This is a genomic window from Sphingobacterium pedocola (assembly GCF_015209965.1).
Lineage (GTDB): Bacteria > Bacteroidota > Bacteroidia > Sphingobacteriales > Sphingobacteriaceae > Sphingobacterium > Sphingobacterium pedocola.
This window is the reverse complement of record NZ_MU158690.1, coordinates 867,483-891,903: the sequence shown is the minus strand read 5'-3', so window position 1 is coordinate 891,903 and position 24,421 is coordinate 867,483. Positions and strand designations below refer to the sequence as shown.

Genomic DNA, 24,421 nt, shown 5'->3' with positions numbered 1-24,421 from the left:
TCCCAATCTCGGTTCGCCGATACCTAATCTCTATCCCCTATTTCCAGCCTCCGGTTCCCCATTTCCAGTTTCCCGATTCCGGTTTCCTGTTTCCCGTTTCCCGTTTCCCGATCTCCCAATCACTATTCCACCGTTACAGACTTCGCCAAGTTACGTGGTTTATCCACATCGACTCCCCGTTCTATCCCAATGTAATACGATAACAACTGCAAAGGTATCACCGACAATAATGGAGCGATGATCTCATCAACTTCCGGCACAACCATGACATCTTCAGCAAGTGTTGCGCCCACTTCGTCCCCTTCCGATACGACGGCTATCAAACGACCTTTACGCGCTTTTATTTCCTGCATGTTGCTTATAATCTTATCGTAATAAGGATCTTTGGTTGCGACAAATACGACAGGAAGGGTCTCGTCTACCAACGCAATGGGGCCGTGTTTCATTTCCGCAGCAGGGTATCCCTCGGCATGTATATAGGAGATCTCCTTTAATTTCAACGCACCTTCCAATGCAATCGGGAAATTGTATCCTCTTCCGAGGTATAAGAAATCAGACGCGTCTTTATATTTAGCCGCAATAGCCTTAATATTTTCCAATTCATTAGTGAGTATCCACTCCACCTGTGATGGCACGGCATGTAATCCCTCTACTAATTTCGAAAAGCGGTCATTGGAGATTGTCCCCTTTAATAAGGCGAGTTTTAGCGCAAACAACTGTAGCACGATCACCTGTGCGGTGAATGCTTTGGTACTTGCCACGCCAATTTCGGGACCAGCATGGGTATAAGCCCCTGCATCGGCCATGCGTGCAATAGAAGAGCCGACTACATTCACGACGCCAAATATGGTGGCGCCCTGTTGTTTTGCATTTTCCAAAGCAACTAAAGTATCCGCCGTCTCGCCGCTTTGTGACACGGCAATGATCACATCTTCAGGCCCTACAATCGGATTGCGGTAACGGAATTCCGAAGCGTATTCCACTTCTACATTGATGCGGCATAGTTCCTCGATAAGGTATTCCGCCAACAGTCCCGCATGCCAGCTCGTACCACAGGCGACAATTATAATACGACGTGCTGCGAGTAAACGATCCTGAATCGCATCCAAACCGCTAAGGGTAATGCGATGTTGTTCAGCGTCCAAGCGTCCACGGAAAGAGTCAAAGATCGTTTGCGGCTGTTCAAAAATTTCTTTCAGCATAAAATGCTCGAAGCCACCCTTTTCAATAGCTGCCAAGTCTAGGTCCAGACGTTGTACAAAAGGCGTCAAGGGCTCGTTACCATAATTTTTAAGGATCAGTTCGCCGGGGCGAACGATGGCCATTTCATGATCGTTGATATAGACCACATCTTTTGTGTATGCTAGCATGGGTGAGGCATCGGAACCCAAAAAATGTTCCTGATCACCTACGCCAATAACCAGTGGCGATCCCTTTCTGGCGGCTATAATCGTATCCGGCAGTTCAGGATCTATGAGTAAAATCACGTAGGCTCCTGTAACACGCTTCAACGCTACACGAATCGCCTCTTCCAATGAACACTGATTATTGATCTTGATGTCTTCAATAAAGTTAACCAATACTTCGGAGTCGGTATCACTCTTAAACTGATATCCCTTATTTGTTAATTCCGTTTTTATCTGCGCATAATTTTCGATAATCCCGTTGTGGATCATGGCGATTTTCCCCGAGTGCGAAAGATGGGGGTGCGCATTTTTATCACAGGGCTCTCCATGGGTCGCCCATCGGGTATGCCCAATGCCTACATTACCTTGTAGATTCTTACCATTCGCTTCCGCTTCCAAGGCAGCGACCTTTCCTTCCTTTTTGTAAAGATTGATTTCATTATTATGAAGTAATGCTACACCGGCGCTATCATAACCACGGTATTCCAATCTTTGTAACCCATCAATTAAAATGGGATAAGCTTGCTTGCTACCAACGTAGCCGACGATTCCACACATAAGTTTAGTATGCTAAATATATTTAAAATAGTATGATTTATGTCCCCTCATTGCCATATGCTGCACGTTTGTCTTATATTCTATTTCCTTAAAACCTTTCACCTAAGCCTGATCTCTAACTCCTAGAAACATATTTCCTAATCACATACCCCTTTGTACCCAGATACGCTGCACTTAACACCGCTAACAAACCAATGGCAAACACCACCTGCGTGGAGACGGGCTGGTCGACAAATTGTAGGGCGAGTAATCCGATTAAAAACTGAACAGCTCCATATAGAAAAGAGATCAGCAATTTATTGACGCCTGCTTCATTACCTAGGTACTGATATAAGTGTGAACGGTGGGCTTCAAAGATATTTTCTTTTAAATATAGGCGACGGATAATCGTCCACACCGCATCAATGCCATATACCGCAAGAAAAAGAATATAAATTAAATTACCTGTTTGGATAATCAGTGCTGCTAAGGCGAACAATAATATAAAGGCAATGGCTACGGAGCCTACATCGCCAGCAAAGCATTTGGCTTTGGTTCTGAAATTAAAAAACGCAAATACCAGTACGGAAATAAGTGTATACGAGAGCAGATCCGGATTAATAAAGTTCAGACTATGATTTGCGAGTGCTAATAAACTCCCCACAGCTAGGGAGTAAGCAGCAGTGATCCCATTAATACCATCCATAAAATTGTAAGCATTAATGACGCCTACGACTACGATAAAGGTTATCGTTAAATAATACCAGGGCAAAGAGAATACTTGCAGCTCATACGCCATTAACAGTACTGACAAAAAATGCACACCTAACCGTACCTTATTGGATAAGGTCACGATATCATCCGCAAAGGAAACGATTGTCATTAAGGTCAAACCCAAAAAGAAATAGGGATATTGGAAATCCGATAGGATAAAAAATGCTAAAGCACCCAGATAAAATATAATACCGCCACCACGGAGTGTAATGGCAGTATGCGAACTCCGTTCATTAGGCTTATCAATAATATTAAACCGATCTGCAACCCGAAAATATAATAGCTCCGCCACAAAAAGAATCACAAAAATAATTATGTATATCATTTTTTCTATTTAACTTTTCTGTTATCTCTAACATCTAACTCCTAATCTCTAACTTCTATCCCCTATCCCCCAAAATCCAATCTCTAATCCCGGTTTCCTGATACCTGTTTCCCGTTCCCCAATCCCTATCTCCTAAAACCTAACTCCCAAAATCAACCTATAACCCCTAATCAACAATCACCAGTCTCTAACATCTATCCCCTAACTCCCAAAATCAATCTCCAATCACTAGTCACCAATTACTAATCACCAAAAGATCGAATCGTCTTCTCCAACCCTTCCTTTGCTGATAACGGTAATTTCTCTATTCCCAAAGCATCTTTAATTTTTTGATTCGAGATCAATAAATTACTCGTCATCTTTTTAAGACGCTTTGTATTTAACGGTATTGGAATGATGTCTCCGACTTTTGCTAGTGTCCTAACCAAATATTTAGGAAGCGAAATATTTATAACCTTTTTGTTGGTAACCTTTTTGATGATGTTGAAAATCTCCTTTGTTGATACTGGTTCGTCATCTGCAACATGATAAACCCCTGATTCCAATTGATCCTGTTTTCTAATTATTTCCTGAATAAAAAAACAAAAGTTAGCAATGGAAATAAAAGACCTGCTGTTATTAAATGAGGCTAAAGGATAGGGTATGCCCTTAGACACCCATTTATATAATAAGCCCAAGTTGCCTTTATCTCCCGGTCCATGAACCATTGGAGGTCGAAGGATAATTAACTTCTTACCTGCGGGTATTTTCTGGTTTAATAGCCATTCTTCGGCAGTCCGCTTTGAGCGGCCGTACCACGAGGAGGGATGACAGACAGCCATTTCCTCTAGCGGTTTGTCTGCTTCATATTCTTCCAACGCAGCCAAGGAACTTACATGTATGAGTAAACTGGCTGAGGAGTTTAAAAATGCTTCAAACACTGCTTTACTAAGGTCAACATTTGCATAAGCGTAGTCTTTTTCGGTAGCCTCCCCTTTATGATCATGCGCCTTCCCCACTAGATTGATTATAGTTTCTCCGTCCATCCGATCCTGCCAGTTAGCCGTCCTCAACGAAATACCCCGACTATTATCTAAACAACTGAGTAAGTTTTGCCCTATAAATCCGGTATAGCCACTAATTATTATCATGATGAACTTTCATTAAAATATCAAGCATCTTTTTGGATAAATAATCTTTATCGAAATATTGTTTCGCTATTTCCAGACTCTTAGCACCCATTGCTTCCGTCTCCATCGCATTATCTTTCATATGAATGAGGGTGTCCGCTAGTTGTTCAGGATCATTAGGATCTAAGGTGAGACCCACATTATGTTCATTTAAAAAGTCCTTCATCCATCCTTGTGTATTTTGAATGACGGGAACGCCAGCCGCCAAGGACTCAAAGAATTTATTTGGTGAGGAAGTATCCAAGACAGGCGTTCCTTTTAATGGAACTAAAGAAACAAAAGCGTTTTGAACATATGCTACGAGGTCATTTTTCGGCATTAATCCTAACCGAATAAAAGTAGTAATCCCTTCACTTTCCGCCCGTGAAAACAATTCTTCACGTTGTTGTCCTTCTCCAATCAAAAGAATTACTATATCATCTCTTTTACGTTGTTTCAAAATCTTTGCTGCCTCAAACAACCAATACGAATTATTAACCATTCCAATATTTCCCGTATAAATGGCATAACTTTTAGGCACAAGGAGATTTTGCTTAAAAGCTATGGGTGTGGAGAATAATTTAATATTGGCCGCATTTGTAACGTCGTCGACATTATGCATCCCAAATCTTCTTTTGATATTTTGCGTCATTCCCGGAGAGAGTGTTATAATATAGGAAGATGCTTTATAACAAAAGCGTTCAAACCAATAAGCCAGTCTTTTAATCCACTTATTATTTATGATTCCCAATTCAATAGCTCCCTCAGGCCATAAATCTCTTGTTTCAAAAACTAATTTTCTACCGCGCAAGTATCTTGCTATCAAGCCTGGGAGGCCAATTGTTATCGGACCCGAAGATGCTATTACAATATCCGCAGGTAAAGTTGCAGCATAGTATGATGACACGAAACTATATTGTATAAATGACCATATCCGCTTGAGAAAGGACTGTTTATTATCAATCGTAACGTTTATCAATTTAACATGAATACCTTCAAAATACTGATCTTCAATAAATTCACTCGCTTTCATATCCGATTTACTATAAACACTCGATACGACGGTTACTTCGTGTCCCTGATCGACCCATTCTTTCGCGAATTCGTAAACTCTCGTGCCCCAAGACCCCTTTGGGGTTGAGAAATATTGGTAAAAATATACTATTTTCATTGCAAAGCGTTTGATGTAGATGTTTTAGCCATACTTGATGCGATGTTGTTACTATTCCATAGTATCGCGAAAAAGATGATATCAAAAAAGGATACTCCCCATAAAATCCCATACTGCGAAAGCGAGTACACCAACATGGGTAAAATGAATTTTATGGAATTTTTATTTTTGAGCACTAAGTTTGCCACAAGAATTAAGATAATTATAGAAAGGAATAATCCTGCACTGGCTAAGGTTTCTAAATAGGAATTATGCGCATGGTACAACTCATTGAAGGAAGGGCTATACCATAATTTTTGTGCAAAGTTGCCGAAAAAAATATTTTCCTTAATAAAAGTAATAAAGAAATAAAAAATCTCATCTCGATGCGATAAATCCACTTCTGTTTTACCCCGGAAAACCTGATCCAAGACCAGATCCCAGTTAACGAATAACATATACAAGGAAGCTATTGACACTGCAGCTATAATAAATATTTTCTTCACAGACAGTTCTCTAAAATAATATACTGCAGCAAAAACTAACGCAGACAAGATAGCCGTTCTGTTAAAAGAAACTAAAAAACCGGCCAGGATTAAACAGAGGAGTATACTTTTGAATTTCTTTGAAAAAGTTAAAAAGTGAACCAACAAGAGTGAAACGAGGACTTTTTGAGCAAATATACTTACTCCTTGACTCAGCCCATAAACTCGGTTAAAATACAATAAATTGGTTGATCCATACTCCGTCTCACCCGAGCCGAAACCACTAGGTCGAAAAACATATGGCACGCCAATTAGAAATTCGACAATACCGACGCATATCTCTAAAACAAGCAAGTAAAATAAAACATATAAACTCTCCAGGGTAACTTTCTTCGAAAAATATATTGTCGTAACAATAAAGACAGTGTAAGGAAAGTATTTCGATAAAATGGATTTAGAATCTGCATTATTGGCTAAATTAATACCGAATACAAATATTACCACTGAGAACGTAAATAGAATTATAGCAATTAATTCCGTTGTGGTGATTTTACGATTCAGTTGCGTTAAAAAGGATAAAAGACCTATTAGAATTATGAAAGGATATACAACGGGCTGAGGAGTTAAAATAAACGCTGTACAATAGATCAATAAACCTAATAAAAAATCTTTTATGCTAATATTTCTCATTATAAAAATCGCTTTTCACGCTTCAACTTATCGTAATGATCGCCTTCTCGATGTTTAAATACTCGCGCTGGATTTCCACCGGCAATACCTAATTTGGGAATACTCTTGGACACAACGCTACCAGCTTGAATAATCGCTCCTTCTCCAATGGTAACCCCTCCTAAAATCATCACGTCCATCCCAATCCATACATTGTCCTCGATAAGAACATCTTTAGTAATGACCGTATGATCGTAAGGAAGCAAATTCCCATTATAATTATGATAGGTTGTTAAAATTTTCAAACCTTCAGCTGAATGAAAATTATCGCCTATACGCACAATTCCTGAACCAAACTTCTTGCAACCATTGAAGCTTGTATTATTGCCAAAAATAACCTTTTTATCAAATTTACAAGGACCATTTATAAAACAACGGAACACGTTGCTGTCGCGACTCTGAATAAAACAAATAAAGGTATACAGTAACCTTCTAACTTTATAGAATAATTTATACATTTTTAACCTCCTTATTATTTTGTTTAAATAAGATTACGCACATAAATAGAAAAAAATACGAAAAAAGAGTTGAATATGCTGCTCCTAATACGGCAAACTTAGGGATCAGTAAGAAATTAAGTATTAACGCGACAAGACAACTGAGTAAGGTAAATAAAGAAAGCTTAGTGGTTTTCTTATGATAGAAGAAATAATTCCCTTCAAATTTATACAGTGACAATAATACAAAGGCGAGCAATAAAAGAGCAATAGTTTCATGTGAAATGCCATAATTCTTAATCTGACTAATATAAGGGCTGATAAAAATCCAGCCTAGGAGTATAGCTAATGCTCCCAAAGAAAGTCCTGTATATACCAATACACGTACTTTCTTTATACTGCTCTTTTTTTTATTGTCCATCCAACTATAAAAAGTAGGTGTCCAAGCCATATTGAAACTTGTGTAAAAAAAACTAATTGACATGCCGATTTGGTACGCAAGGGAGAAACTACCAAGCACTTTTTCACCATTATAGTGAAGAATAAAAAATCGGTTACTTAAATTTAAAATGTACCCGGCTACCATATGGATAATTAAAGGGGCACTAAATATAATCGCCTGCTTTAGCACGTCTCTATCTACAGCAAACGGGATATTTCTAAATCTAAAAATAAGAACACATATCCCAATACCGATAACGACAGCCGCTATGATGATTGGATATATCCTGAACGTCCAATCATGATGCGTGAAAATAAAGTAGAACAGCGTAAGTAAAGACAACTCCAGAACAACTGTACCTATGCGCACTTTCAAAAAATTAATTGCTTGTCGTTTAACCCGTAACACGACTAAATAAATTTCAATAATTTGATAGAATAAACAGTAAATAATTGCCAATAGGATTATTACATAATATTTCTCCGGCAAAAAATCAATCATCAAGCTTAGTAAGAAGATGACCGACAGAGCCATGACAAAATGAAAAATTATTAACGTACCAATTAAGTTTTGAAATTTCTTTGTATCTAAATCGAAATAAAATCGATCGACGGAGGCCAGTGTACTTAAACCGATGACCGGAATAAGCATTAAGCTAAAACTTCTAAACAACTCCACAATACCGTAATCTTCTGGCTGAAGAATGACGACCAGAAATGGCATTAATAATAAAGGAAGTCCGGTATATAGCGCATTCGAGAAACCATAAATTATGGAATCCTTAAATAAGGATGACTTCGTAATACCTCGTATCATTTAAACTTATTATTGCGGTTTATGGCAGATTTTTTACCGTCATCCCTAAGTTGGAGACTCGATTGGTATTGATTAGAAAAAGTATTATTATTAATATCAAGATCCGAAGACAACCCATCTTCGTAAACAATTTTCGACCTGATTCTAGAGTTTTTAATAGAAAAGCCTCTTGCGCTCACGGTCGATACAATATCTCCACTATTATCGAAATCACAATTGTCTATTATAAGTTTACTATCCATTGCAGCACCGGCTCTATACCATATATGCACTTTCTTCCCTTTGATCTCTTTCAGGTTGCTTGACCTACGCAAATCTATGAAACGGGAGTTCTTAATCGTCACGACATTACCCAACATGGCCCCCCGTTCATACGAAATAACGCGAACATTGTGATCTCCAGCATTCAAAAATGTGCAATTTTCAATCCTTATAGCCGCATTTTTATGAATTCTGGAATCGTTTACGACGCCTAAATTCGTCTGCGGGGCATTCTCAAATCTACAATTATAGATTAAGACGTTACTTGAATTGACAATCCCTAAATTATTGGCGAGCGATTTATCCACTTTACCCGATCGAAAAGTAATATTTTTTATCGTAATATTTTTAGATGGAATAGTTTTTCCTGTATAAGTCACAAATTTACTCGGATTAGATTTCCCAAAGGAGCCATAGTATTTATGGTTTTTGATTTTGCCAGATATGTTCATTAAATCGCCCCACCAGCCTGCTGCGCCTTGCTTTAACAAAATTGTATTTGTACCCCCTACAACGTCCACATTACTTCCCCAAATTAGGAGCGTTTTATCTTTTATCAGGTACGTCCCGTTCGGTATAAGAACCCTACCCCCACCGGCCAAAGAAACCTGATCTATTGCTTTTTGGAGGACGGCATAATCATCTGTTCTACCATCGCCTTTTGCACCCTGATTCCGCACATTAATTTCTACACTGCGGGCATAGCTGCCAAACCACAGGATTTGACACACTAATAAAATACAAAACCTAGTTAATTTTATCCTTATCATATCGTTTTAATAAATCACTCATCATTTCTACCTCGGTATTAAATATAAAATATTTCAAATCCTTTAACCCTTCCAAAAAGGACGGATCAGAGGTTACGTCATCAATAATCAGTTTTTTATTATTTAAAAGTCCTTGATAAAGCACAGTTGAATACAAAGAAACGAGTTTGTTTGTTCGCTCAAAAGATTCTTTTAAAGTCACTTCTCTCGCGTTTTCTATTTCCAAACCTTGAAAAACACGTGTTATCAATGCCATATCTGAATATCGTGGATGTATCCGTACAGCTATTTTAAATTCTTTCTTGGCTAAAAAAAGCAGCAATTTTGCAATTTTATTTAGCTGATCGCGTTTTTCTCCACCCAAATAATATGTAAAATCGTAAACAGGGCTCCTCGACTCATCCAAATTTAGGCTTATATTATCTGGAATAAGGATTTCAAATTGTGTTTTTTCCGCACGTAACTGAAGGAATAAATCTTTATAGTGGGCACTCCAAACAAGACATTTATGAAATCTAAAAAAAGAATCGGTCATACTGAATAGCTTTTCGCCATGCATAACATTTATGTGAGTGACATTATTTATTTCACAGTATCTTGTTAAGATAGATGACGAAAATGAGTACTCGCTGGAAACAAAAAGGACTTTAGGATTAAACCTGATAAATATTGATCGGTAAAAAGCCACCTTATAAACGACTGTTACAAAAAAATACCAGTTGAATGGAAATTTTTTTGTAACTAAAAATAAGAAAGGGATATCCTTTAAGGAAAGACTTAGTTCCTGAACCATATTATTATATGGTATTTCTAAAGGTAGATATTTTTTTAAGTATAATTGCGGAATTATATCCCCATACTTCCCTTTATAAGGAAAAACAGCTTTACCTTCAGACTTTTCTTTTTTAATAAAAAGTCTATTGAGCAGCAGGTAAAATAGTAAAAACCAAACAATAAGAAAAGCGACTACATTCAGAACAATGAGCTGCCCTTTTCCTTTGGAATATTGTTGGCACTTATACTGAAAAAAGGATCTTTGAAAATCATCTTTCGGTTGCGGAAAAGCGTCCAGGAAACTCTTTTGTTCACTATACGATAAACTAAATACCTTGTCGATATCAATTTTTCTAGCAAAAAAAAATTTAATATATTTTTTGATCAATTTGAAAATAATTAAATAAAACTTTTTACGCTAAACTTCTAATAACTTTGGCCGGATTTCCCACCGCAATTACTTTTTCGGGAATCGATTTTGTAACCACACTTCCTGCACCGATAACTGCATTTTTACCAATGGTAACACCCGGTAATATAATAACATTCGCTCCGATCCAACAACCCTTTTCGAGTACGACTAATGCCGCTCCCGAATGACCCTGCTCAAATATTGGTACATTCGGATCGTCGAATTTATGGTTTTCGACATAAATATGAACTCCCGAGCCAATCAATACCTGATCTTCAATGATTAATGAAATATCCAGCGTAGCAGTTTCAGCGTGAATCATTGTTCCTGGCCTTAAGACTATATCATTTCCTATTTCAACCTTTGAACATCCCACTACGTATACGCCAGGTCTAATTTGTGAATTCTCACCAAATTTTCTAAACTTTTTTCTACATAAATCGATCATTTTTTTTCTAAAAAAAAACCTCCAATAAGTAAATAATATATCAGGTCCGATGCGATCGGTACTCACATCGAACCTGTATTTCATTTTAACTTCCTTAAAAAAACTCATTCAATATTATTTTAACACCCACTTACCCAACTTATCTTTTTTGAATAGATCGGTATTATACTGTCTTTCTATGATACTCCAAAATTCGGCTTCCGTATAGCCCATAAATTGGCAAAAATCTCTTACACATAACGCATCTAAATCATGATCATGCTTCTTCACCAAATCAAAAGCTTCTTCACGCGTTAAGAAACCATATCTAACCATCCTCGCAGAATAATCTGTTGCTGAAGCATGTCCAAACTTTGGATATTTCATCCAAGAATGAACAAGATAAGCTCGCGAATCGATCTGATCAAAATTTTCCACATGATGACTTCTATTCCATTCATGGGATAAATCATGAAATCCTTTCGTCTTTGCTAATTCATAATTCTTGAAACTATTCCACTCTACAAAGTAACTCAAATAAATCGGATCTAACTGTTCTAAATCTTCTGCCTTCGGTGGATCGAAGAAATTTAAATCTTTAGGAAACAAACCCTGTGCCAATAACTCGTCTGTCGGTACGCCCGCACCTACACCATTACTAATTTGGTCTTTCGCTGAATAGGTTTCAATTGAATTTAACCCTCCATATTCGTAGCCAACATTTTCTCCATACACTAATAAAGGAGTCTTAAACTTTACGGCCATATGCAAAGGATAGGTATAAATATAACGATCTACAAAATATGTTGGTTTCCCATATTTTTCGAAAGTATACTTCATCGCCATTTTTTGAGCTTTAATGTTTGGTTTCATGCTGATAACGTCACAACCAAAAGCAGCGGAAATATTTTTCAGGTTGTGTACACCTGCTGCCGTCATCGGGAAATTGTCTTCCACGGTAACAAGCAAAGGGTTCATTCCTAATACTTCCTTAAATAAATGGACTTGATAATGACTATCTTTCCCACCACTCACAGCGATCATACAATCATACCCACTGGGGCCATTCGATCCGCGATATTTATCGCAAAGATTTTTTAATTCTTCGAAACGATCGTCGTAATTTACTTTATTACGATTTTCATAGGCTTGACAAGCCGAACATATTCCATGTTCATTAAAAGAAATACCAGGTCTAGTATCTGGCATAACACATTTAGTGCAATAATTCATATTTTAAATTTTAATAATAATTTAATTGTTAAATACTAGTCCACCCTCCGTCTACCATTAAATTATGCCCGGTAACAAAGGAGGCTTCTTCAGATAACAAGAATATAACTGCTGGAGCAATTTCTTCTGCTTTCCCCATTCTCTTCAGGGGTGACTTATGTACATATCTTTCAATAAAAGAAGGATGTTGCTTGTCAATAATTCCTCCTGGTGAAACACAATTAACCCGGATACCGTCTTTTCCAAAATAAGAAGCCAAATACCTTGTCAAATTTATCAATCCCCCTTTAATAGCTGCATAGGCCGCAGGCGACGTGCCGCCATACCCTTCATATATTGTAAAATCATTCCCCACCACACCGTAGATAGAACCAATATTTACAATTGATCCCGATCGTTGCTTCTTCATAATTTCCAGAACTTTTTGGGACAAAAGGAATACGGCATTAAGCTGCATATCCATATTCTTTTGCCACGACTCATATGGCACATCCTCAAATTTCGCTCCCCAATCGGTCGTTCTAGGATACGCATTATTGACTAAACCATCTATTCTACCATAATGACTCAGCACATCCTGGACAAGTTTTAAAACTTGAAATTCATCCGTAAGATCGCATAAATAATTCCCTCCTTGAAGATCATGCTCCCCCGTTATATCCACACTGATGGTTATTGCTCCTTCTTGTTTGCTATAAGTTACAATATGCCGACCTATCAAGCCAGCTCCTCCTGTAATAATTATTACCTTATCTTTTAGTCTTCCAGACATAATGTTAAAATTTCATAAGCCTCATTTATATCATTAAAATAAACATTGCCGTTCAAAATATTATTAATAAAAAATTCCATTTGGGTGTAATAGGTGTCCGCGATTCGGCTGCTAGCTTCGAAGACAACCTCCTCTCTCCAAAGCACCTTATTATGCAGAAGATCGATAAAAAATGTACCGTTTTCGCACACGATTTCGAGACTACGCTTCGGATCCCTTCTATAATAATTTAATTGAACGTTAACGTTAAATGTAGGATAACTCAGCAGATAATTTGCATAATCGAAAGCAGAAATATTCAACGAAGATACATTAGAAAAATGCTTTTTAACTCCTATTGGTTTCCCGAAAAGCCAATAAACGTAGTCAATCTCATGAATAAGATCAATATGCACACCTCCCCCCATTTCTTTGTTGGCACTATATACGGTGCGGTAATCTAACCTTGGTCTCCAATCCGGTAAGTAGGATCCGCAGTATACGTTTACCTCATTAATACGTTTTGCGGCAATATGTGTCTTTATAAATTGAATAGCCTCCAGAAATCTCAAATTACAAGCGACATAGGTCTTAATATTTAACCTTTTAACACGCGCGACAAGCTCCTGATGATCTAAGCTACTAAATAAAGGTTTTTCGATAAACATAGGCACCCCTTTATCTACCAACATCACTATGGTGTCTGCATGTGCAGCCGTTGGATTAGAAACGATAGCGAAGGACACTTGTTCTACTTCATCTAATGAATAAATATTTATCACATCATCTTGCGCAGCCGATGTCTTACTGCTTCGCAAAGCATACAGTTCAATTTTTGGATCATATTTACGTAGGGCAATTATGTGCTTTTTAGCAATAGACCCCAACCCAATTATTAATACTTTCATATCAATTCAAACGGCAACTTATCATTCTTTAACAAGAAATCCATAAACTCAAAATCTATCGGATGGTCAAGATCAAAGCATATATGAAACATATTGTACACTATTGACTTATCGGTTACAACACCCTTCCAAGATGAATCAAAATAAGCACGACTGTAAATATAAAATGAAGCATTCAGTTCAAAGACCTCTGGAGCTGCTTGACGCGATAATGTTGTGGTATCTCTAATTTTTGAAAGGGAATAATATCCATCCTCATTTACTTCCACCATATTAAAATAAGGATTTTTATTTGCCTTATTTACCGAAAACAATGTTAAAGCCTCACTGTCATTTGTCATTATTTTAAAAGCTTCAATTACGTCGCTAACCGTTCGCAACGGGGAACTCACATCGAGATCTAGTATATAGTCAAATTTTACTTTATAGATATTTTCTGCATATTTTACCACATCACGAATTACATCGACTTTACCTGCGGTATCAGAGGCCAAATGTGCTGGCCTAATGTACTGAGTAGACAGTCCCAACTGATCTGCAACATCTCTTATTTCTTGATCGTCTGTAGATAATTCAATAATTACGTTAGTATAATGCGCTTTTATTTCTTTTGCAAATTGAATACTATAGTCAATTAATGGTCGGCCATTTAATTCTTTTATATTTTTTCGCGGAATGCCCTTAGAACCTCCCCTTGCACATAATGTAATTAAGATATTCATAGCGTCTACAATTTTATGTGTTTAATATCTTCCTGAGCTTTCTTAAAATCTTCATGCTTCCCGATATCCAACCAATACCCATTAATCGGATATGTGATTAGCTTTAGATTCATTTCGAGGATCCGATCCATTAAATCTGTAATATCAAAAAACTGATCCTCAGGTATCATTTTTAATAAGTCTTTCTTTATAAAATAGATACCCGCATTAGAATAATAGGTATACCTCGGCTTCTCCTTTAATGATTTAACGGTATTCTGCTCATTAATTTCTAAAACAGCATAAGGAACATCTACATGATAGGAAGTTGCCGCTACAGCCATATCGGCATTAGTCTCCTTAAAAGTACGATAAAAATCAGCAAAATCAATATTGGTTAACAGGTCTGAATTCATCACAATAATGTCGTCATGTTCAAAATTTTCAACTAAAAGAATTGATCCAATAGTGCCCAGAGGTTTACTTTCTCGAACGTATTGAATATTTAAGTTTCTGCTTTGCCCATCTCCAAAATAATCGACCAACTGTTCGCCGAGATAATTAATACTTAAATTCACATTCTTGACACCTACCTGTTGCAACCTATCCATATTATATTCGATTATAGGCTTTCCGCCTACTTTTAAAAGAGGTTTTGGCGTGGTCTCCGTAAGTGGTCTCAAACGTTTTCCTTCCCCCCCTGCCATCAAAACTGCATCTGCAGGGATAAGAGTTGTCTTAAATTTAAAATCTAAAATGTCGATGATTCGATGCTCTGCATCAACAATGGGCACAATTTTTATTAAATTTTTTCTAAACTGATCTAATTGATCTAAGTCATATTTATTTTCTGTGATAAATACAGGATTAGTTTGTGTAAAATCTAACAAATCATTATCAAAGTCTAATCCTTTTATGAAACCCCTTCGCAAGTCCCCATCAGTTAGAGAACCCAGTAAAACATTATCTTCTCCCACTATAAATAGAATAGATGATGGTGCAATTAAATCTAATTTAATTAAGGCTTCCCGAACTGATTCCGACCGCAGAATCGTGTGTCTTTCAACAATATTCATTATCTATGTTTTATATTGTAAAATTTCTTTGTTTTTAACTGATTAAAGTCTAGTGAAGACAACGCATGCATTATTCGAGCAGCCGTACCACCAGTTCCGTAGGGATTTTCGATCTTAGCTACAGTATCTTGAAACAGTGATTCCTTCGCGCGCTGAAAACTATCAATAATCATCTCCTCTTCAACGGCACAGTTGATGACGCTCCCAGCTTGCGTCCTACCTTTCTGTCGGTCGCCAATATTGATCGTAGCTGTATTCAATGATGGAGCTTCGATAATTCCGCTAGAGCTATTACCTACAATGGCATTACAGATTTTCACAAGAGAAAGAAAACGAATACTTCCCAAAGAACTGTATGCAGCGGATGTTTCTGGATTTTTACTGACGAAATCATCAATTAGCTGGTTTATAATTCTACCGTCCGTGTCCGCATTAGCTTTAGTAAAGACGAAATAGCTATCCTTTTGCTGTGAAATCGCCCGTAATAATATTTCAAACTGCTCTTTGGCTGATTTCCCACCTAATGTCTCTGGGTGGAAAGTCACTTGATAATTATATTTCTTGAATCTAATGCCAAGACTCTGCTCAAGGTCCTCTTTTGTCAAAAGAGGAACATTATAAATATTGTCTAGTCCAATAGCCCCAACATTGAAAACGCGATCAGGTTGTTCACCCATCTGAATGACCCTTTGTCGATATTCTTCTGTAGATGTAAAATGTAAGTGACTAAGTTTTGAAATAGCGTGCCGGATGGCATCATCATACGCACCTTCTGTAATCTCGCCACCATGTAAATGAAATATTGGTATGGTAAAAATTGACGCGACAGAAGCAACAGAGAGCATTTCATATCGATCACCGAGAATAATAACAGCATCGGGATTCAATCTTGAAAAAGCGTCCGCGTAGCCAATCATCCCTAAACCCATTGATTTAACTATTGCATTTGATGTATCAGACGACACAAGCATCTCTACTTTTTCGTTAATGATAAAACCATCTTGCTCAATAAACTTGTAGGTTAATCCAAATTCCGGAGAAAGGTGAGCTCCTGTCGCCAAAACCTGCAATGTAAACTGATCGCTTTTTTCGATTAGCGTCATCAAAGGTTTTAATAAACCATATTCCGCCCTTGTTGCTGTAACAATACAAATTTTCTTCATTATAGACTAATTAAATCATCTACATCAAAGTTTTTACTGGCAATCTGTCCAATTATTTCATCCCATTGCATAGGAGAAATACCCGAACCAGGGCGCTTGACTGTCAAATTTTCTTCAGTAAGAACCTCTCCCTTTACTATTTGTTCTTTTGCCACGATACTTTTCCGGGCAATTACCATATTCTTTAATTCAGAAGGACTAGGTTCCTTTAAACCGGAGCCTGCAGTTGCCAGTTCGATATTTCGAATTGCAGCAACCATTGCCTTCAATTCCCTAGGCTCCAATGATGCTGCGTGATCAGGCCCTTCCATCGTATTGTCTAAAGTAAAATGTTTTTCAATTACCGAAGCACCCAAAGCAACTGCTGCAATAGGAACTTCAATCCCTAACGTATGGTCAGAATATCCGATTTCTGTTGCGAAAGTATCCTTTATCGTATTCATTGCTTTCAAATTTACATCCATCATAGGCGTAGGATATTCTGTATTGCAGTGTAATATCGTAATATTCTTAATATCGATTCCTTCTTTAACAAACACATCGACTGCCAATCGAATATCTTCCAATGTACACATTCCTGTCGATAGGATTACTCTATCGAATAATCCTGCTGCCTTTCTCAAGTAAGGAAGATTCGTTATTTCTCCGGAGGGTATTTTCACTAAATCTAGACCGATATCTTTCAAATACTGTAGTGAATCTAAATCAAACGCGGTAGAAAAAAAACTAATTTTTTTTGAATTACAGTAGTCGATAAGACGCTCATGATCCTCATGAGAGATCTCGAGCTTTTTTAGCATTTCAAACTGCGAATCATTTGCATTCTTTGTATTTGTAATTTGATATTCAGCCTTTTTTGCCGATTTGGCAACTAACTTATCCGCTTTAAATGTTTGAAATTTTATATAATCGACACCAGCATCAACCGCAGCATCAATTAATTTAAATGCGTTTTCTATTGAGCCATTGTGGTTTACACCTGCTTCTGCAATAATTAAAACTTTTTTCATTGTGTACGTATTTTTTTTGCTGGGTTTCCTACTACGATCTGATTGTCTTCCACATCTTTCAGTACTACACTCCCTGCTCCTATAATTACATTTTCACCTATTCTAACACCCTGCTTAATCACGGAATTTGCACCGACAAAACTAAAATTCCCCACTGTTACATTCCCCGCAAGTACAGCGCCGGGAGCAACATGTACCGCGTTGCCTAATTGGCACTCGTGTTCTACAATGCAACCTGTATTTAATATGCAATAATCTCCGATAGTCGCAAAAGCATTAACGCACGCATTGACGTTAACAAAATTTCCATTTCCTATTTTAACAGAACTGCCTATGTTGCTCGCCGGATGAATAACGTTTAATACCCTTCCGTTGTGTTTGTTAATTCGTTGTGCGCTCTTATATCGCGTAGCGTTATCACCTATCCCGAGTATAAAATCGACATCATTATTCCACGAAAAAGCTCCATCACTCTCATTTCCAAAATATTTTAAGGCATGCGGATTAAATACAACTGCAGTAGGTTCACAATAGCCATGGATTTCCAATCCCATAGCAATAGCTGCATCTAACACAACCAATGCGTGCCCTGAATAACCTATTATTACAATCCTATTATCTAACACTACTTGGTATATTTACAATTCTTTCTTCCAAAAATATGGCATTGCTTTGCGCATCGCGTTGACAATGTTCAAACATAGGTAAACGGTACATCAATTGCCAAATTGGTCTCGTCATTACTTTTTGTACATTCGTTTCCTTTAGAAATAAATCGCGTTCTTCTTTGTTATTTAATTCTACACACATTAACCAATAATTGGCTTTGGTATCTGGTAGTTCTTGTCTAAAATTGACACCAATACTATTAAAGAACTTTGCGTAAAGAGATGCTAGTTCTCGTTTATTGTCAACGAACTCATCCAACATTTCCAGTTGCGCACAAGCTAATGCTGCATTGAGATTAGGCATTCTAAAATTGTAACCAATTTCATCATGAAAAAACTCATACGGATGTGGCTTTTTCGCTGTAGTTGTCAAATATTTAGCCTTAGCTCCTAAAGTCAGATCATTCGTCACTATAGCTCCTCCACCTCCGCAGGTGACCGTTTTATTGCCATTAAATGAAAATGCACCTAATAAGCCGAAGGTGCCGGTGTGCTTTCCTTTATAATAAGACCCCAAGGATTCTGCAGAATCCTCTACTAAAGGAATATGCCACTTCTCACATACCGCGATAAGTTCATCAATGTGAACAGGAAAGCCAAAAGTATGCATAGGCATACATGCAGCGATTCGCTTTCCTGTTGACTTATTAAAACAACCTTCTTGTCGAATCTCGCCAAACTCTTCTAAGAAATTATCCATAGCACTTGGCGATAATCCCATAGTATCCAGATCCACATCAACAAAAATCGGAGTAGCTTGGTTATATGCAATGGCATTGGCGGTAGCTATGAATGTAAGTGCTTGTGTTATAACCTCATCACCGGCCACCACTCCAGCAAGACGTAAAGCAACTTGCAATCCGGCCGTCCCATTAACAACTGCAATTGCCTTTTCTGCACTGGTTATTGCCTGCATATCCAATTCGAACCGATCTACGTAAGCTCCTACAGACGAAACAAATGTAGAATCAATTGTATCTAATAGATATTCTTTTTCATTACCTCGGAAACGAGGCTCATGCAAAGGTATAAACTCTTTGGTTTGAAACTGTTCCTGAACAAATGATACGATCTGATTAATGTTCTCCATTTTTTTACATTTTTGCATCTAAATACTTACCTGTTTCTTTATGTCCAAAATCAGGTATCATTTGAAAAAACAAATCAACTATTTCTTGTTTATCCCATTTTTTATTGATTTTAAGACCTGCAATAGTCTCTTCAAAAAGTTCTAACTTAGCAGATTCAATATTCAGATCATTTTTAATAATTCCTAAATTTTCAAATCGTTGCATATCCAAGGTCTCTTTATCTGTAAAAAATTCTTCAAAATCTTTTTCACCTGTAGTATCACTGCTTGTAAACAGACATGGCCATTTCCCTTCTTGAGGTAAACTGCGAACTAAATCACGTGCTTCATCTTCAGTCTCACATAGATGAGGTTCATATCCTAGTTTCCGTAAATATTTTTCTGCAATTTCGGCAAACGTGATCAAATGTAAACTCTCACTTAATTTCGGAAAAAATACATCTCTATTTTCACCAAATATGCACGACATCAAACAAAGCTCACCGGATTCCTTTGGTATAACAAAATAACGTTTAATATCATTAGGTGCTACGATGGGCTGCAATTTCTGAATACGTTGATTAAATCCATGCAACAATGATCCATCTGAAAATGCTACATTGGCAAACCGTGCAGTCGAAATTTTAATATCTGTACTTCTGCGCATCAAAAACATTTCCATTATACGCTTAGATGCACCCATCATATTAACGGGATTTGCAGCTTTATCCGTGGAAACACAGAAATATTTTTTTACACCTTTTGTAATGGATTGTTGGATTGTTTTATCCGTGTTGAAAATGTTCACATCAATCATACGCATTAACGTGTACGGATCTTTTTCACTACGTACATGTTTCAGCGCAGACAGATTTAATACATAATCATATTCGCCATCTGCCTCAAAAAATGCATCGTATTCGATTGAACCAATATCTAATGCAAACGTCTGAAAATCCCCATCTATATAACCGAAAGAACTCCGAATATCGCGCACCAGTTCGACCATATTGTTTTCACTTATATCAACCACATGTAATTTCTTCGGATTTCTTTTAAAAATCTCCTTTGTTGTGGCTTGTCCAATTGAACCCGCGCCACCAATTACTAAAAATCGTGATGTGGAAACAATTTGGTTTAATTCTTTTTCACTACTTTCAATATCTTGTGCAAAAAGCTCCTGTTCACGACCAATTAAATTTAATATATTCATATCATTTATTTGTTACGCCGCAAAAGTCAAGAATGACCTGACTGTTATTAAATTCTAATGTCTTAAACTCATTATGCGCGACCAAAAAAACAACAATATCTGCCTTCTCAACAGCATCTTTATAATTTGTTAATTTAAACACTTTATGCTCTCGAACGTTAGGCTCAACAATATACATATCTGCATCACCTGAATCCTGTAATACGCGTTCTGCAATATGAATGGCAGGCGATTCTCTTAAATCATCAATATTGGGTTTGAATGCCAATCCCATAATAGCAATAGATGGCTCACGACCTTGTTTTAATTCGAATTCTAGTCTTGCTGATTTTACTTTCTCCGCACACCAAAAAGATTTATAATTATTTGTTTCACGTGCTTGGGCAATCATACGAGATTCCATTGGGAAATCCGCTGTTAAGAAGTATGGATCTACCGCAATGCAATGACCACCAACACCGCAACCTGGTTGCAGGATGTTCACGCGGGGATGTTTGTTCGCTAAACGAATTAGATCCCACACATTGATGTTCGCTTTGTCACAGATTAAGGACAACTCATTCGCAAACGCAATTTGCGAATCCCGCGACGCATTTTCAGTTAATTTACACATTTCCGCAGTCCGCGCATTTGTCGGATGTAGCTCGCCTTTTACAAACCGGCGGTAAAATGATAAAGCCTTTTGTGTTGAATCTTCATTTACGCCACCTATCACCCGATCATTATGCACTAACTCGTACATGACATTACCGGGCAATACGCGTTCCGGGCAATATGCGAGATAAATCTTACCTTGTAGTTCTGGTCGCTCTGCAAAGATATAATCCATCATTTTTTCGGTAGTTCCCACAGGTGATGTAGACTCGATAATATAAAGATCCCCCTCTTTCAATAAAGGTAAAATTCCCGTAGTAGCAGCCTTAACATATGAAATGTCTGGTTGATGGTCTCCTTTGAATGGTGTAGGTACAACGACCAAGTAGGTGTCCGCCTCTACCGGTTTCGTGTCCGCCTTTAGATAGCCTTCCTGAACAGCTTCTGCAACAGCCTTATCCAGATCCGGCTCTACAATATGAATCTTGCCAGCGTTGATAGTATCCACAACATGCTGTGAAATATCTACACCGTGTACATGGATTTGATTGTTTGCAATTAAAGCGGACGTTGGCAAACCGATATATCCCAGTCCTATGGTAACAACTTTTGTATTCATATTTTATCTTATCTATTTATAATAAAATTAGCTATTCTCTCACAAGCTCTACCATCTCCATACGGGTTGTGTAAAGCAGACATACTGTTATAACGTTCCTCATCAATTAACAGTGAACGGCATTCACTCACAATCAAATTTTTATCAGTTCCTACTAAAATAACTGTTCCGGCGTCAACGGCTTCTGGACGTTCGGTCGTATCTCGCATTACTAGTACCGGCTTTCCTAGACTAGGCGCTTCTTCTTGCACCCCGCCAGAGTCGGTAATGATTAGATACGATCGGTTCATTAACCAGACAAATGCTGGATACGCCAGCGGATCGATAAGTTGAATATTATCGATACCTGATAATATGGCGTAAACCGGCCCCTTGACATTCGGGTTTAAATGCACGGGGTAAATAATTTGAACATCCGAATTATTAAGCGCGATCTCTTTTAACGCTTCACATATATTGATAAAACCCTGTCCATGATTTTCGCGGCGATGACCTGTTACTAAGATTATTTTTTTAGATGCATCTACGAGTTCTTTTAATTTATTGATTTCTACATTATCCAAATCTTTAACCCGTTCGGAGCTATCAAATAAAGCATCGATAACCGTATTGCCCGTAACTAATATCGTGTCTTTATTCACATTCTCCTGAAGAAGATTTTGTTCCGAAGCCATAGTAGGCGAAAAATGAAAATCCGCAATTCGACCGGTAACCTGCCTATTAATTTCTTCGGGAAATGGTGACCGCTTATTATGAGTACGCAGGCCTGCTTCCACATGACAGACTTGGGCACCGGAATAAAAAGCGGCAATACTTGCCGCCATCGTGGTGCTTGTATCGCCATGCACATAAACATAATCAGGTTGGTACTCCTCCAAGATTGGCTTAAGTCCGGTGAGGATATCTGCAGTGAGGGAGTAGAGGTTCTGATTTGGCTTCATCAAATCCATATCGTAATCGGGCGTGATATCAAAAAATTCCAGCACCTGATCCAACATTTCGCGGTGCTGTGCCGTTACGCAAACTTTGGTATCTAACTCGGGATGCTTTTTGAATTCTTTTACTAAGGGAGCCATTTTAATAGCTTCTGGCCTTGTACCAAAGACAATAAGGTTTTTGCTCATAAATATATTCTTTTTACAATCTTGCGTCTACGTTATTTCGGTCTAAACAACCTTTGATATCAAATACGACACTCGTATCTCTTGTTAATGATTTAATATTATATGTTAAAAATTCATGATGCGCTACAGCCAATATCACCGCTTCATACTTGGTGACTGGTGATTCGCTTAGCAACTTGATGCCGTATTCGTGAGAAACTTCTTCGCGATCCGCCCACGGATCGTAAATATCGACCTCAACACCATATTCAATCAATTCTTTACGGATATCTATTACTTTGGTATTCCGTACATCGGGACAATTCTCTTTAAACGTAATACCTAATATCAATGCTTTTGAATCCTTGACGTTGATACCCTTGCCGATCATTAATTTAACCACTTTGGAAGCGACAAAGCGGGCCATAGAATCATTTACCCGACGACCGGATAGAATCACATCTGGATGATAACCCAGTTGCTCCGCTTTATGCGCTAGATAATACGGATCAACGGATATACAATGTCCACCAACCAAACCGGGTCTATATTTCAAAAAGTTGAATTTGGTACCTGCTGCCTCCAACACATCATTGGTATCAATACCAACACGGTCAAATATCAATGCCAGCTCGTTAACGAACGAGATATTGACGTCGCGTTGGGCATTTTCGATTGCTTTTGACGCCTCCGCTACTTTAATTGAAGGTGCCTTATGCGTGCCAGCCAATATAATTTTTTGATATAATTGATCTATTTCCTCGGCAATTGCGGGTGTGGAACCCGAAGTCACCTTTTTTATGGTTGTCAGCGTATTTACCTTGTCGCCCGGATTGATCCGCTCGGGTGAATAACCAACAAAAAAATCGGTGTTAAAGGTTAATCCGGAGATCTGTTCCAATAGCGGAACACACTCTTCTTCGGTGCAACCCGGATAGACCGTGGATTCGTAAATCACGATATCTCCACATTTAATCACTTCGCCTAACATGGTAGTCGCTTTCAGTAACGGTTGTAAATCCGGCGAGTTGTAACGATCAATAGGCGTGGGTACAGTCACAATAAAAATATGTGCTTCCCGAATGTCATCTAATGAAGAAGAAGCACGATAGCCCTTTACAAAATTGGTATCTCTCGCTGTTTTGATAACCGTCTCCAGCTTGTCTAAATCTGCTTCACGTGTACTATCTTTGGCTTCATTCAATTCCGCAACACGATCTGCATTAATATCAAATCCCACCACTGGAAAATGTGATGCAAATTCAATGGCCAACGGAAGACCTACATATCCTTGCCCGATAATGGCAATTTTTTTAATTTGCGTATTCGCGAATTCGCCTACTACGGAGTTTTGTTTATTCTTTATCGCATCCATGAACTCGCTTCGCTCGGTTTGCATATTATTTTATTTATTTCTAAC

At 37.8% G+C, this 24,421-nt stretch carries 23 protein-coding genes; all 23 read right to left on the bottom strand.

The features are described from left to right. Nucleotides 1-122: 122 nt before the first annotated feature. On the bottom strand, nucleotides 123-1,964 hold the full coding sequence (gene glmS, locus C4F40_RS13860) for a glutamine--fructose-6-phosphate transaminase (isomerizing) (protein WP_196939975.1): 1,842 nt from the start codon (nucleotides 1,962-1,964) through the stop codon (nucleotides 123-125). Nucleotides 1,965-2,079: 115 nt separating this feature from the next. Beyond that, nucleotides 2,080-3,042 (bottom strand): MraY family glycosyltransferase, encoded by a 963-nt coding sequence (locus tag C4F40_RS13855; protein ID WP_196939974.1) that lies wholly within the window; start codon nucleotides 3,040-3,042, stop codon nucleotides 2,080-2,082. A 242-nt stretch (nucleotides 3,043-3,284) separates the two neighbouring features. Beyond that, nucleotides 3,285-4,172, bottom strand: a complete 888-nt coding sequence (locus tag C4F40_RS13850; RefSeq protein ID WP_196939973.1) for an NAD-dependent epimerase/dehydratase family protein — start codon at nucleotides 4,170-4,172, stop codon at nucleotides 3,285-3,287. After that, the gene (locus C4F40_RS13845) at nucleotides 4,159-5,361 is read right to left on the bottom strand and encodes a glycosyltransferase family 4 protein (protein ID WP_196939972.1); all 1,203 of its coding nucleotides are present in this window, start codon (nucleotides 5,359-5,361) and stop codon (nucleotides 4,159-4,161) included. Before C4F40_RS13845 ends, C4F40_RS13850 begins: the two co-directional genes overlap by 14 nt. Beyond that, a complete protein-coding gene (locus C4F40_RS21795; protein WP_390881645.1) occupies nucleotides 5,358-6,515 on the bottom strand; it encodes an O-antigen ligase family protein in 1,158 nt (385 codons plus the stop codon). The genes C4F40_RS13845 and C4F40_RS21795 overlap by 4 nt, the downstream gene beginning before the upstream one ends. Then, complete coding sequence (locus C4F40_RS13835) at nucleotides 6,515-7,012, bottom strand: acyltransferase (RefSeq protein WP_196939970.1); 498 nt, start codon at nucleotides 7,010-7,012, stop codon at nucleotides 6,515-6,517. Before C4F40_RS13835 ends, C4F40_RS21795 begins: the two co-directional genes overlap by 1 nt. Then, the gene (locus tag C4F40_RS13830; RefSeq protein ID WP_196939969.1) at nucleotides 7,005-8,249 is read right to left on the bottom strand and encodes a lipopolysaccharide biosynthesis protein; all 1,245 of its coding nucleotides are present in this window, start codon (nucleotides 8,247-8,249) and stop codon (nucleotides 7,005-7,007) included. The genes C4F40_RS13835 and C4F40_RS13830 overlap by 8 nt, the downstream gene beginning before the upstream one ends. Next, nucleotides 8,246-9,280 carry a glycosyl hydrolase family 28-related protein gene (locus C4F40_RS13825; RefSeq protein ID WP_196939968.1) on the bottom strand — a complete coding sequence of 345 codons (1,035 nt, stop codon included), beginning with the start codon at nucleotides 9,278-9,280 and terminating at the stop codon, nucleotides 8,246-8,248. Before C4F40_RS13825 ends, C4F40_RS13830 begins: the two co-directional genes overlap by 4 nt. After that, nucleotides 9,258-10,442 (bottom strand): hypothetical protein, encoded by a 1,185-nt coding sequence (locus tag C4F40_RS13820; RefSeq protein ID WP_196939967.1) that lies wholly within the window; start codon nucleotides 10,440-10,442, stop codon nucleotides 9,258-9,260. Before C4F40_RS13820 ends, C4F40_RS13825 begins: the two co-directional genes overlap by 23 nt. Nucleotides 10,443-10,467: 25 nt before the next feature. Then, entirely contained in the window at nucleotides 10,468-10,788 is a 321-nt protein-coding gene (locus C4F40_RS21595) for a DapH/DapD/GlmU-related protein (protein ID WP_231390068.1), read from the bottom strand. 240 nt (nucleotides 10,789-11,028) lie between these two features. Further along, nucleotides 11,029-12,126, bottom strand: a complete 1,098-nt coding sequence (locus tag C4F40_RS13810; protein ID WP_196939966.1) for an N-acetyl sugar amidotransferase — start codon at nucleotides 12,124-12,126, stop codon at nucleotides 11,029-11,031. A gap of 28 nt (nucleotides 12,127-12,154) precedes the next feature. Beyond that, nucleotides 12,155-12,898, bottom strand: coding sequence for an SDR family oxidoreductase (locus C4F40_RS13805; protein ID WP_196939965.1), 744 nt, complete (start codon nucleotides 12,896-12,898; stop codon nucleotides 12,155-12,157). Further along, nucleotides 12,883-13,785: a Gfo/Idh/MocA family protein gene (locus C4F40_RS13800; RefSeq protein ID WP_196939964.1), complete on the bottom strand. Its 903-nt coding sequence runs from the start codon at nucleotides 13,783-13,785 to the stop codon at nucleotides 12,883-12,885. The genes C4F40_RS13805 and C4F40_RS13800 overlap by 16 nt, the downstream gene beginning before the upstream one ends. After that, the gene (locus tag C4F40_RS13795; protein ID WP_196939963.1) at nucleotides 13,782-14,507 is read right to left on the bottom strand and encodes an acylneuraminate cytidylyltransferase family protein; all 726 of its coding nucleotides are present in this window, start codon (nucleotides 14,505-14,507) and stop codon (nucleotides 13,782-13,784) included. The genes C4F40_RS13800 and C4F40_RS13795 overlap by 4 nt, the downstream gene beginning before the upstream one ends. A 5-nt stretch (nucleotides 14,508-14,512) precedes the next feature. Further along, the gene (locus C4F40_RS13790) at nucleotides 14,513-15,562 is read right to left on the bottom strand and encodes a nucleotidyltransferase family protein (protein ID WP_196939962.1); all 1,050 of its coding nucleotides are present in this window, start codon (nucleotides 15,560-15,562) and stop codon (nucleotides 14,513-14,515) included. After that, on the bottom strand, nucleotides 15,562-16,725 hold the full coding sequence (gene neuC / locus C4F40_RS13785) for a UDP-N-acetylglucosamine 2-epimerase (protein ID WP_196939961.1): 1,164 nt from the start codon (nucleotides 16,723-16,725) through the stop codon (nucleotides 15,562-15,564). The genes C4F40_RS13790 and neuC overlap by 1 nt, the downstream gene beginning before the upstream one ends. Next, nucleotides 16,725-17,735 (bottom strand): N-acetylneuraminate synthase, encoded by a 1,011-nt coding sequence (gene neuB, locus C4F40_RS13780; protein WP_196939960.1) that lies wholly within the window; start codon nucleotides 17,733-17,735, stop codon nucleotides 16,725-16,727. Before neuB ends, neuC begins: the two co-directional genes overlap by 1 nt. Beyond that, nucleotides 17,732-18,361 carry an acetyltransferase gene (locus C4F40_RS13775; RefSeq protein WP_196939959.1) on the bottom strand — a complete coding sequence of 210 codons (630 nt, stop codon included), beginning with the start codon at nucleotides 18,359-18,361 and terminating at the stop codon, nucleotides 17,732-17,734. Before C4F40_RS13775 ends, neuB begins: the two co-directional genes overlap by 4 nt. Further along, nucleotides 18,351-19,493, bottom strand: a complete 1,143-nt coding sequence (locus C4F40_RS13770) for a LegC family aminotransferase (protein WP_196939958.1) — start codon at nucleotides 19,491-19,493, stop codon at nucleotides 18,351-18,353. The genes C4F40_RS13775 and C4F40_RS13770 overlap by 11 nt, the downstream gene beginning before the upstream one ends. A gap of 4 nt (nucleotides 19,494-19,497) precedes the next feature. Continuing rightward, nucleotides 19,498-20,685: a UDP-N-acetylglucosamine 4,6-dehydratase gene (locus C4F40_RS13765; RefSeq protein WP_196939957.1), complete on the bottom strand. Its 1,188-nt coding sequence runs from the start codon at nucleotides 20,683-20,685 to the stop codon at nucleotides 19,498-19,500. Between the two features lies 1 nt (nucleotide 20,686). Then, entirely contained in the window at nucleotides 20,687-21,898 is a 1,212-nt protein-coding gene (gene wecC / locus C4F40_RS13760; protein ID WP_196939956.1) for a UDP-N-acetyl-D-mannosamine dehydrogenase, read from the bottom strand. A gap of 8 nt (nucleotides 21,899-21,906) precedes the next feature. Then, entirely contained in the window at nucleotides 21,907-23,022 is a 1,116-nt protein-coding gene (wecB, locus tag C4F40_RS13755; protein WP_196939955.1) for a non-hydrolyzing UDP-N-acetylglucosamine 2-epimerase, read from the bottom strand. 13 nt (nucleotides 23,023-23,035) lie between these two features. Further along, nucleotides 23,036-24,400 carry a nucleotide sugar dehydrogenase gene (locus tag C4F40_RS13750; protein WP_270049219.1) on the bottom strand — a complete coding sequence of 455 codons (1,365 nt, stop codon included), beginning with the start codon at nucleotides 24,398-24,400 and terminating at the stop codon, nucleotides 23,036-23,038. Nucleotides 24,401-24,421: the final 21 nt, after the last annotated feature.

What these genes read in the sequence shown, in the direction of transcription:
- glmS (WP_196939975.1), bottom strand. Translation starts at nt 1,964, where the DNA reads ATGTGTGGAATCGTCGGCTACGTTGGTAGCAAGCAAGCTTATCCCATT.
- C4F40_RS13855 (WP_196939974.1), bottom strand. Translation starts at nt 3,042, where the DNA reads ATGATATACATAATTATTTTTGTGATTCTTTTTGTGGCGGAGCTATTA.
- C4F40_RS13850 (WP_196939973.1), bottom strand. Translation starts at nt 4,172, where the DNA reads ATGATAATAATTAGTGGCTATACCGGATTTATAGGGCAAAACTTACTC.
- C4F40_RS13845 (WP_196939972.1), bottom strand. Translation starts at nt 5,361, where the DNA reads ATGAAAATAGTATATTTTTACCAATATTTCTCAACCCCAAAGGGGTCT.
- C4F40_RS21795 (WP_390881645.1), bottom strand. Translation starts at nt 6,515, where the DNA reads ATGAGAAATATTAGCATAAAAGATTTTTTATTAGGTTTATTGATCTAT.
- C4F40_RS13835 (WP_196939970.1), bottom strand. Translation starts at nt 7,012, where the DNA reads ATGTATAAATTATTCTATAAAGTTAGAAGGTTACTGTATACCTTTATT.
- C4F40_RS13830 (WP_196939969.1), bottom strand. Translation starts at nt 8,249, where the DNA reads ATGATACGAGGTATTACGAAGTCATCCTTATTTAAGGATTCCATAATT.
- C4F40_RS13825 (WP_196939968.1), bottom strand. Translation starts at nt 9,280, where the DNA reads ATGATAAGGATAAAATTAACTAGGTTTTGTATTTTATTAGTGTGTCAA.
- C4F40_RS21595 (WP_231390068.1), bottom strand. Translation starts at nt 10,788, where the DNA reads ATGATTCACGCTGAAACTGCTACGCTGGATATTTCATTAATCATTGAA.
- C4F40_RS13810 (WP_196939966.1), bottom strand. Translation starts at nt 12,126, where the DNA reads ATGAATTATTGCACTAAATGTGTTATGCCAGATACTAGACCTGGTATT.
- C4F40_RS13805 (WP_196939965.1), bottom strand. Translation starts at nt 12,898, where the DNA reads ATGTCTGGAAGACTAAAAGATAAGGTAATAATTATTACAGGAGGAGCT.
- C4F40_RS13800 (WP_196939964.1), bottom strand. Translation starts at nt 13,785, where the DNA reads ATGAAAGTATTAATAATTGGGTTGGGGTCTATTGCTAAAAAGCACATA.
- C4F40_RS13795 (WP_196939963.1), bottom strand. Translation starts at nt 14,507, where the DNA reads ATGAATATCTTAATTACATTATGTGCAAGGGGAGGTTCTAAGGGCATT.
- C4F40_RS13790 (WP_196939962.1), bottom strand. Translation starts at nt 15,562, where the DNA reads ATGAATATTGTTGAAAGACACACGATTCTGCGGTCGGAATCAGTTCGG.
- neuC (WP_196939961.1), bottom strand. Translation starts at nt 16,725, where the DNA reads ATGAAGAAAATTTGTATTGTTACAGCAACAAGGGCGGAATATGGTTTA.
- neuB (WP_196939960.1), bottom strand. Translation starts at nt 17,735, where the DNA reads ATGAAAAAAGTTTTAATTATTGCAGAAGCAGGTGTAAACCACAATGGC.
- C4F40_RS13770 (WP_196939958.1), bottom strand. Translation starts at nt 19,493, where the DNA reads ATGGAGAACATTAATCAGATCGTATCATTTGTTCAGGAACAGTTTCAA.
- C4F40_RS13765 (WP_196939957.1), bottom strand. Translation starts at nt 20,685, where the DNA reads ATGAATATATTAAATTTAATTGGTCGTGAACAGGAGCTTTTTGCACAA.
- wecC (WP_196939956.1), bottom strand. Translation starts at nt 21,898, where the DNA reads ATGAATACAAAAGTTGTTACCATAGGACTGGGATATATCGGTTTGCCA.
- wecB (WP_196939955.1), bottom strand. Translation starts at nt 23,022, where the DNA reads ATGAGCAAAAACCTTATTGTCTTTGGTACAAGGCCAGAAGCTATTAAA.
- C4F40_RS13750 (WP_270049219.1), bottom strand. Translation starts at nt 24,400, where the DNA reads ATGCAAACCGAGCGAAGCGAGTTCATGGATGCGATAAAGAATAAACAA.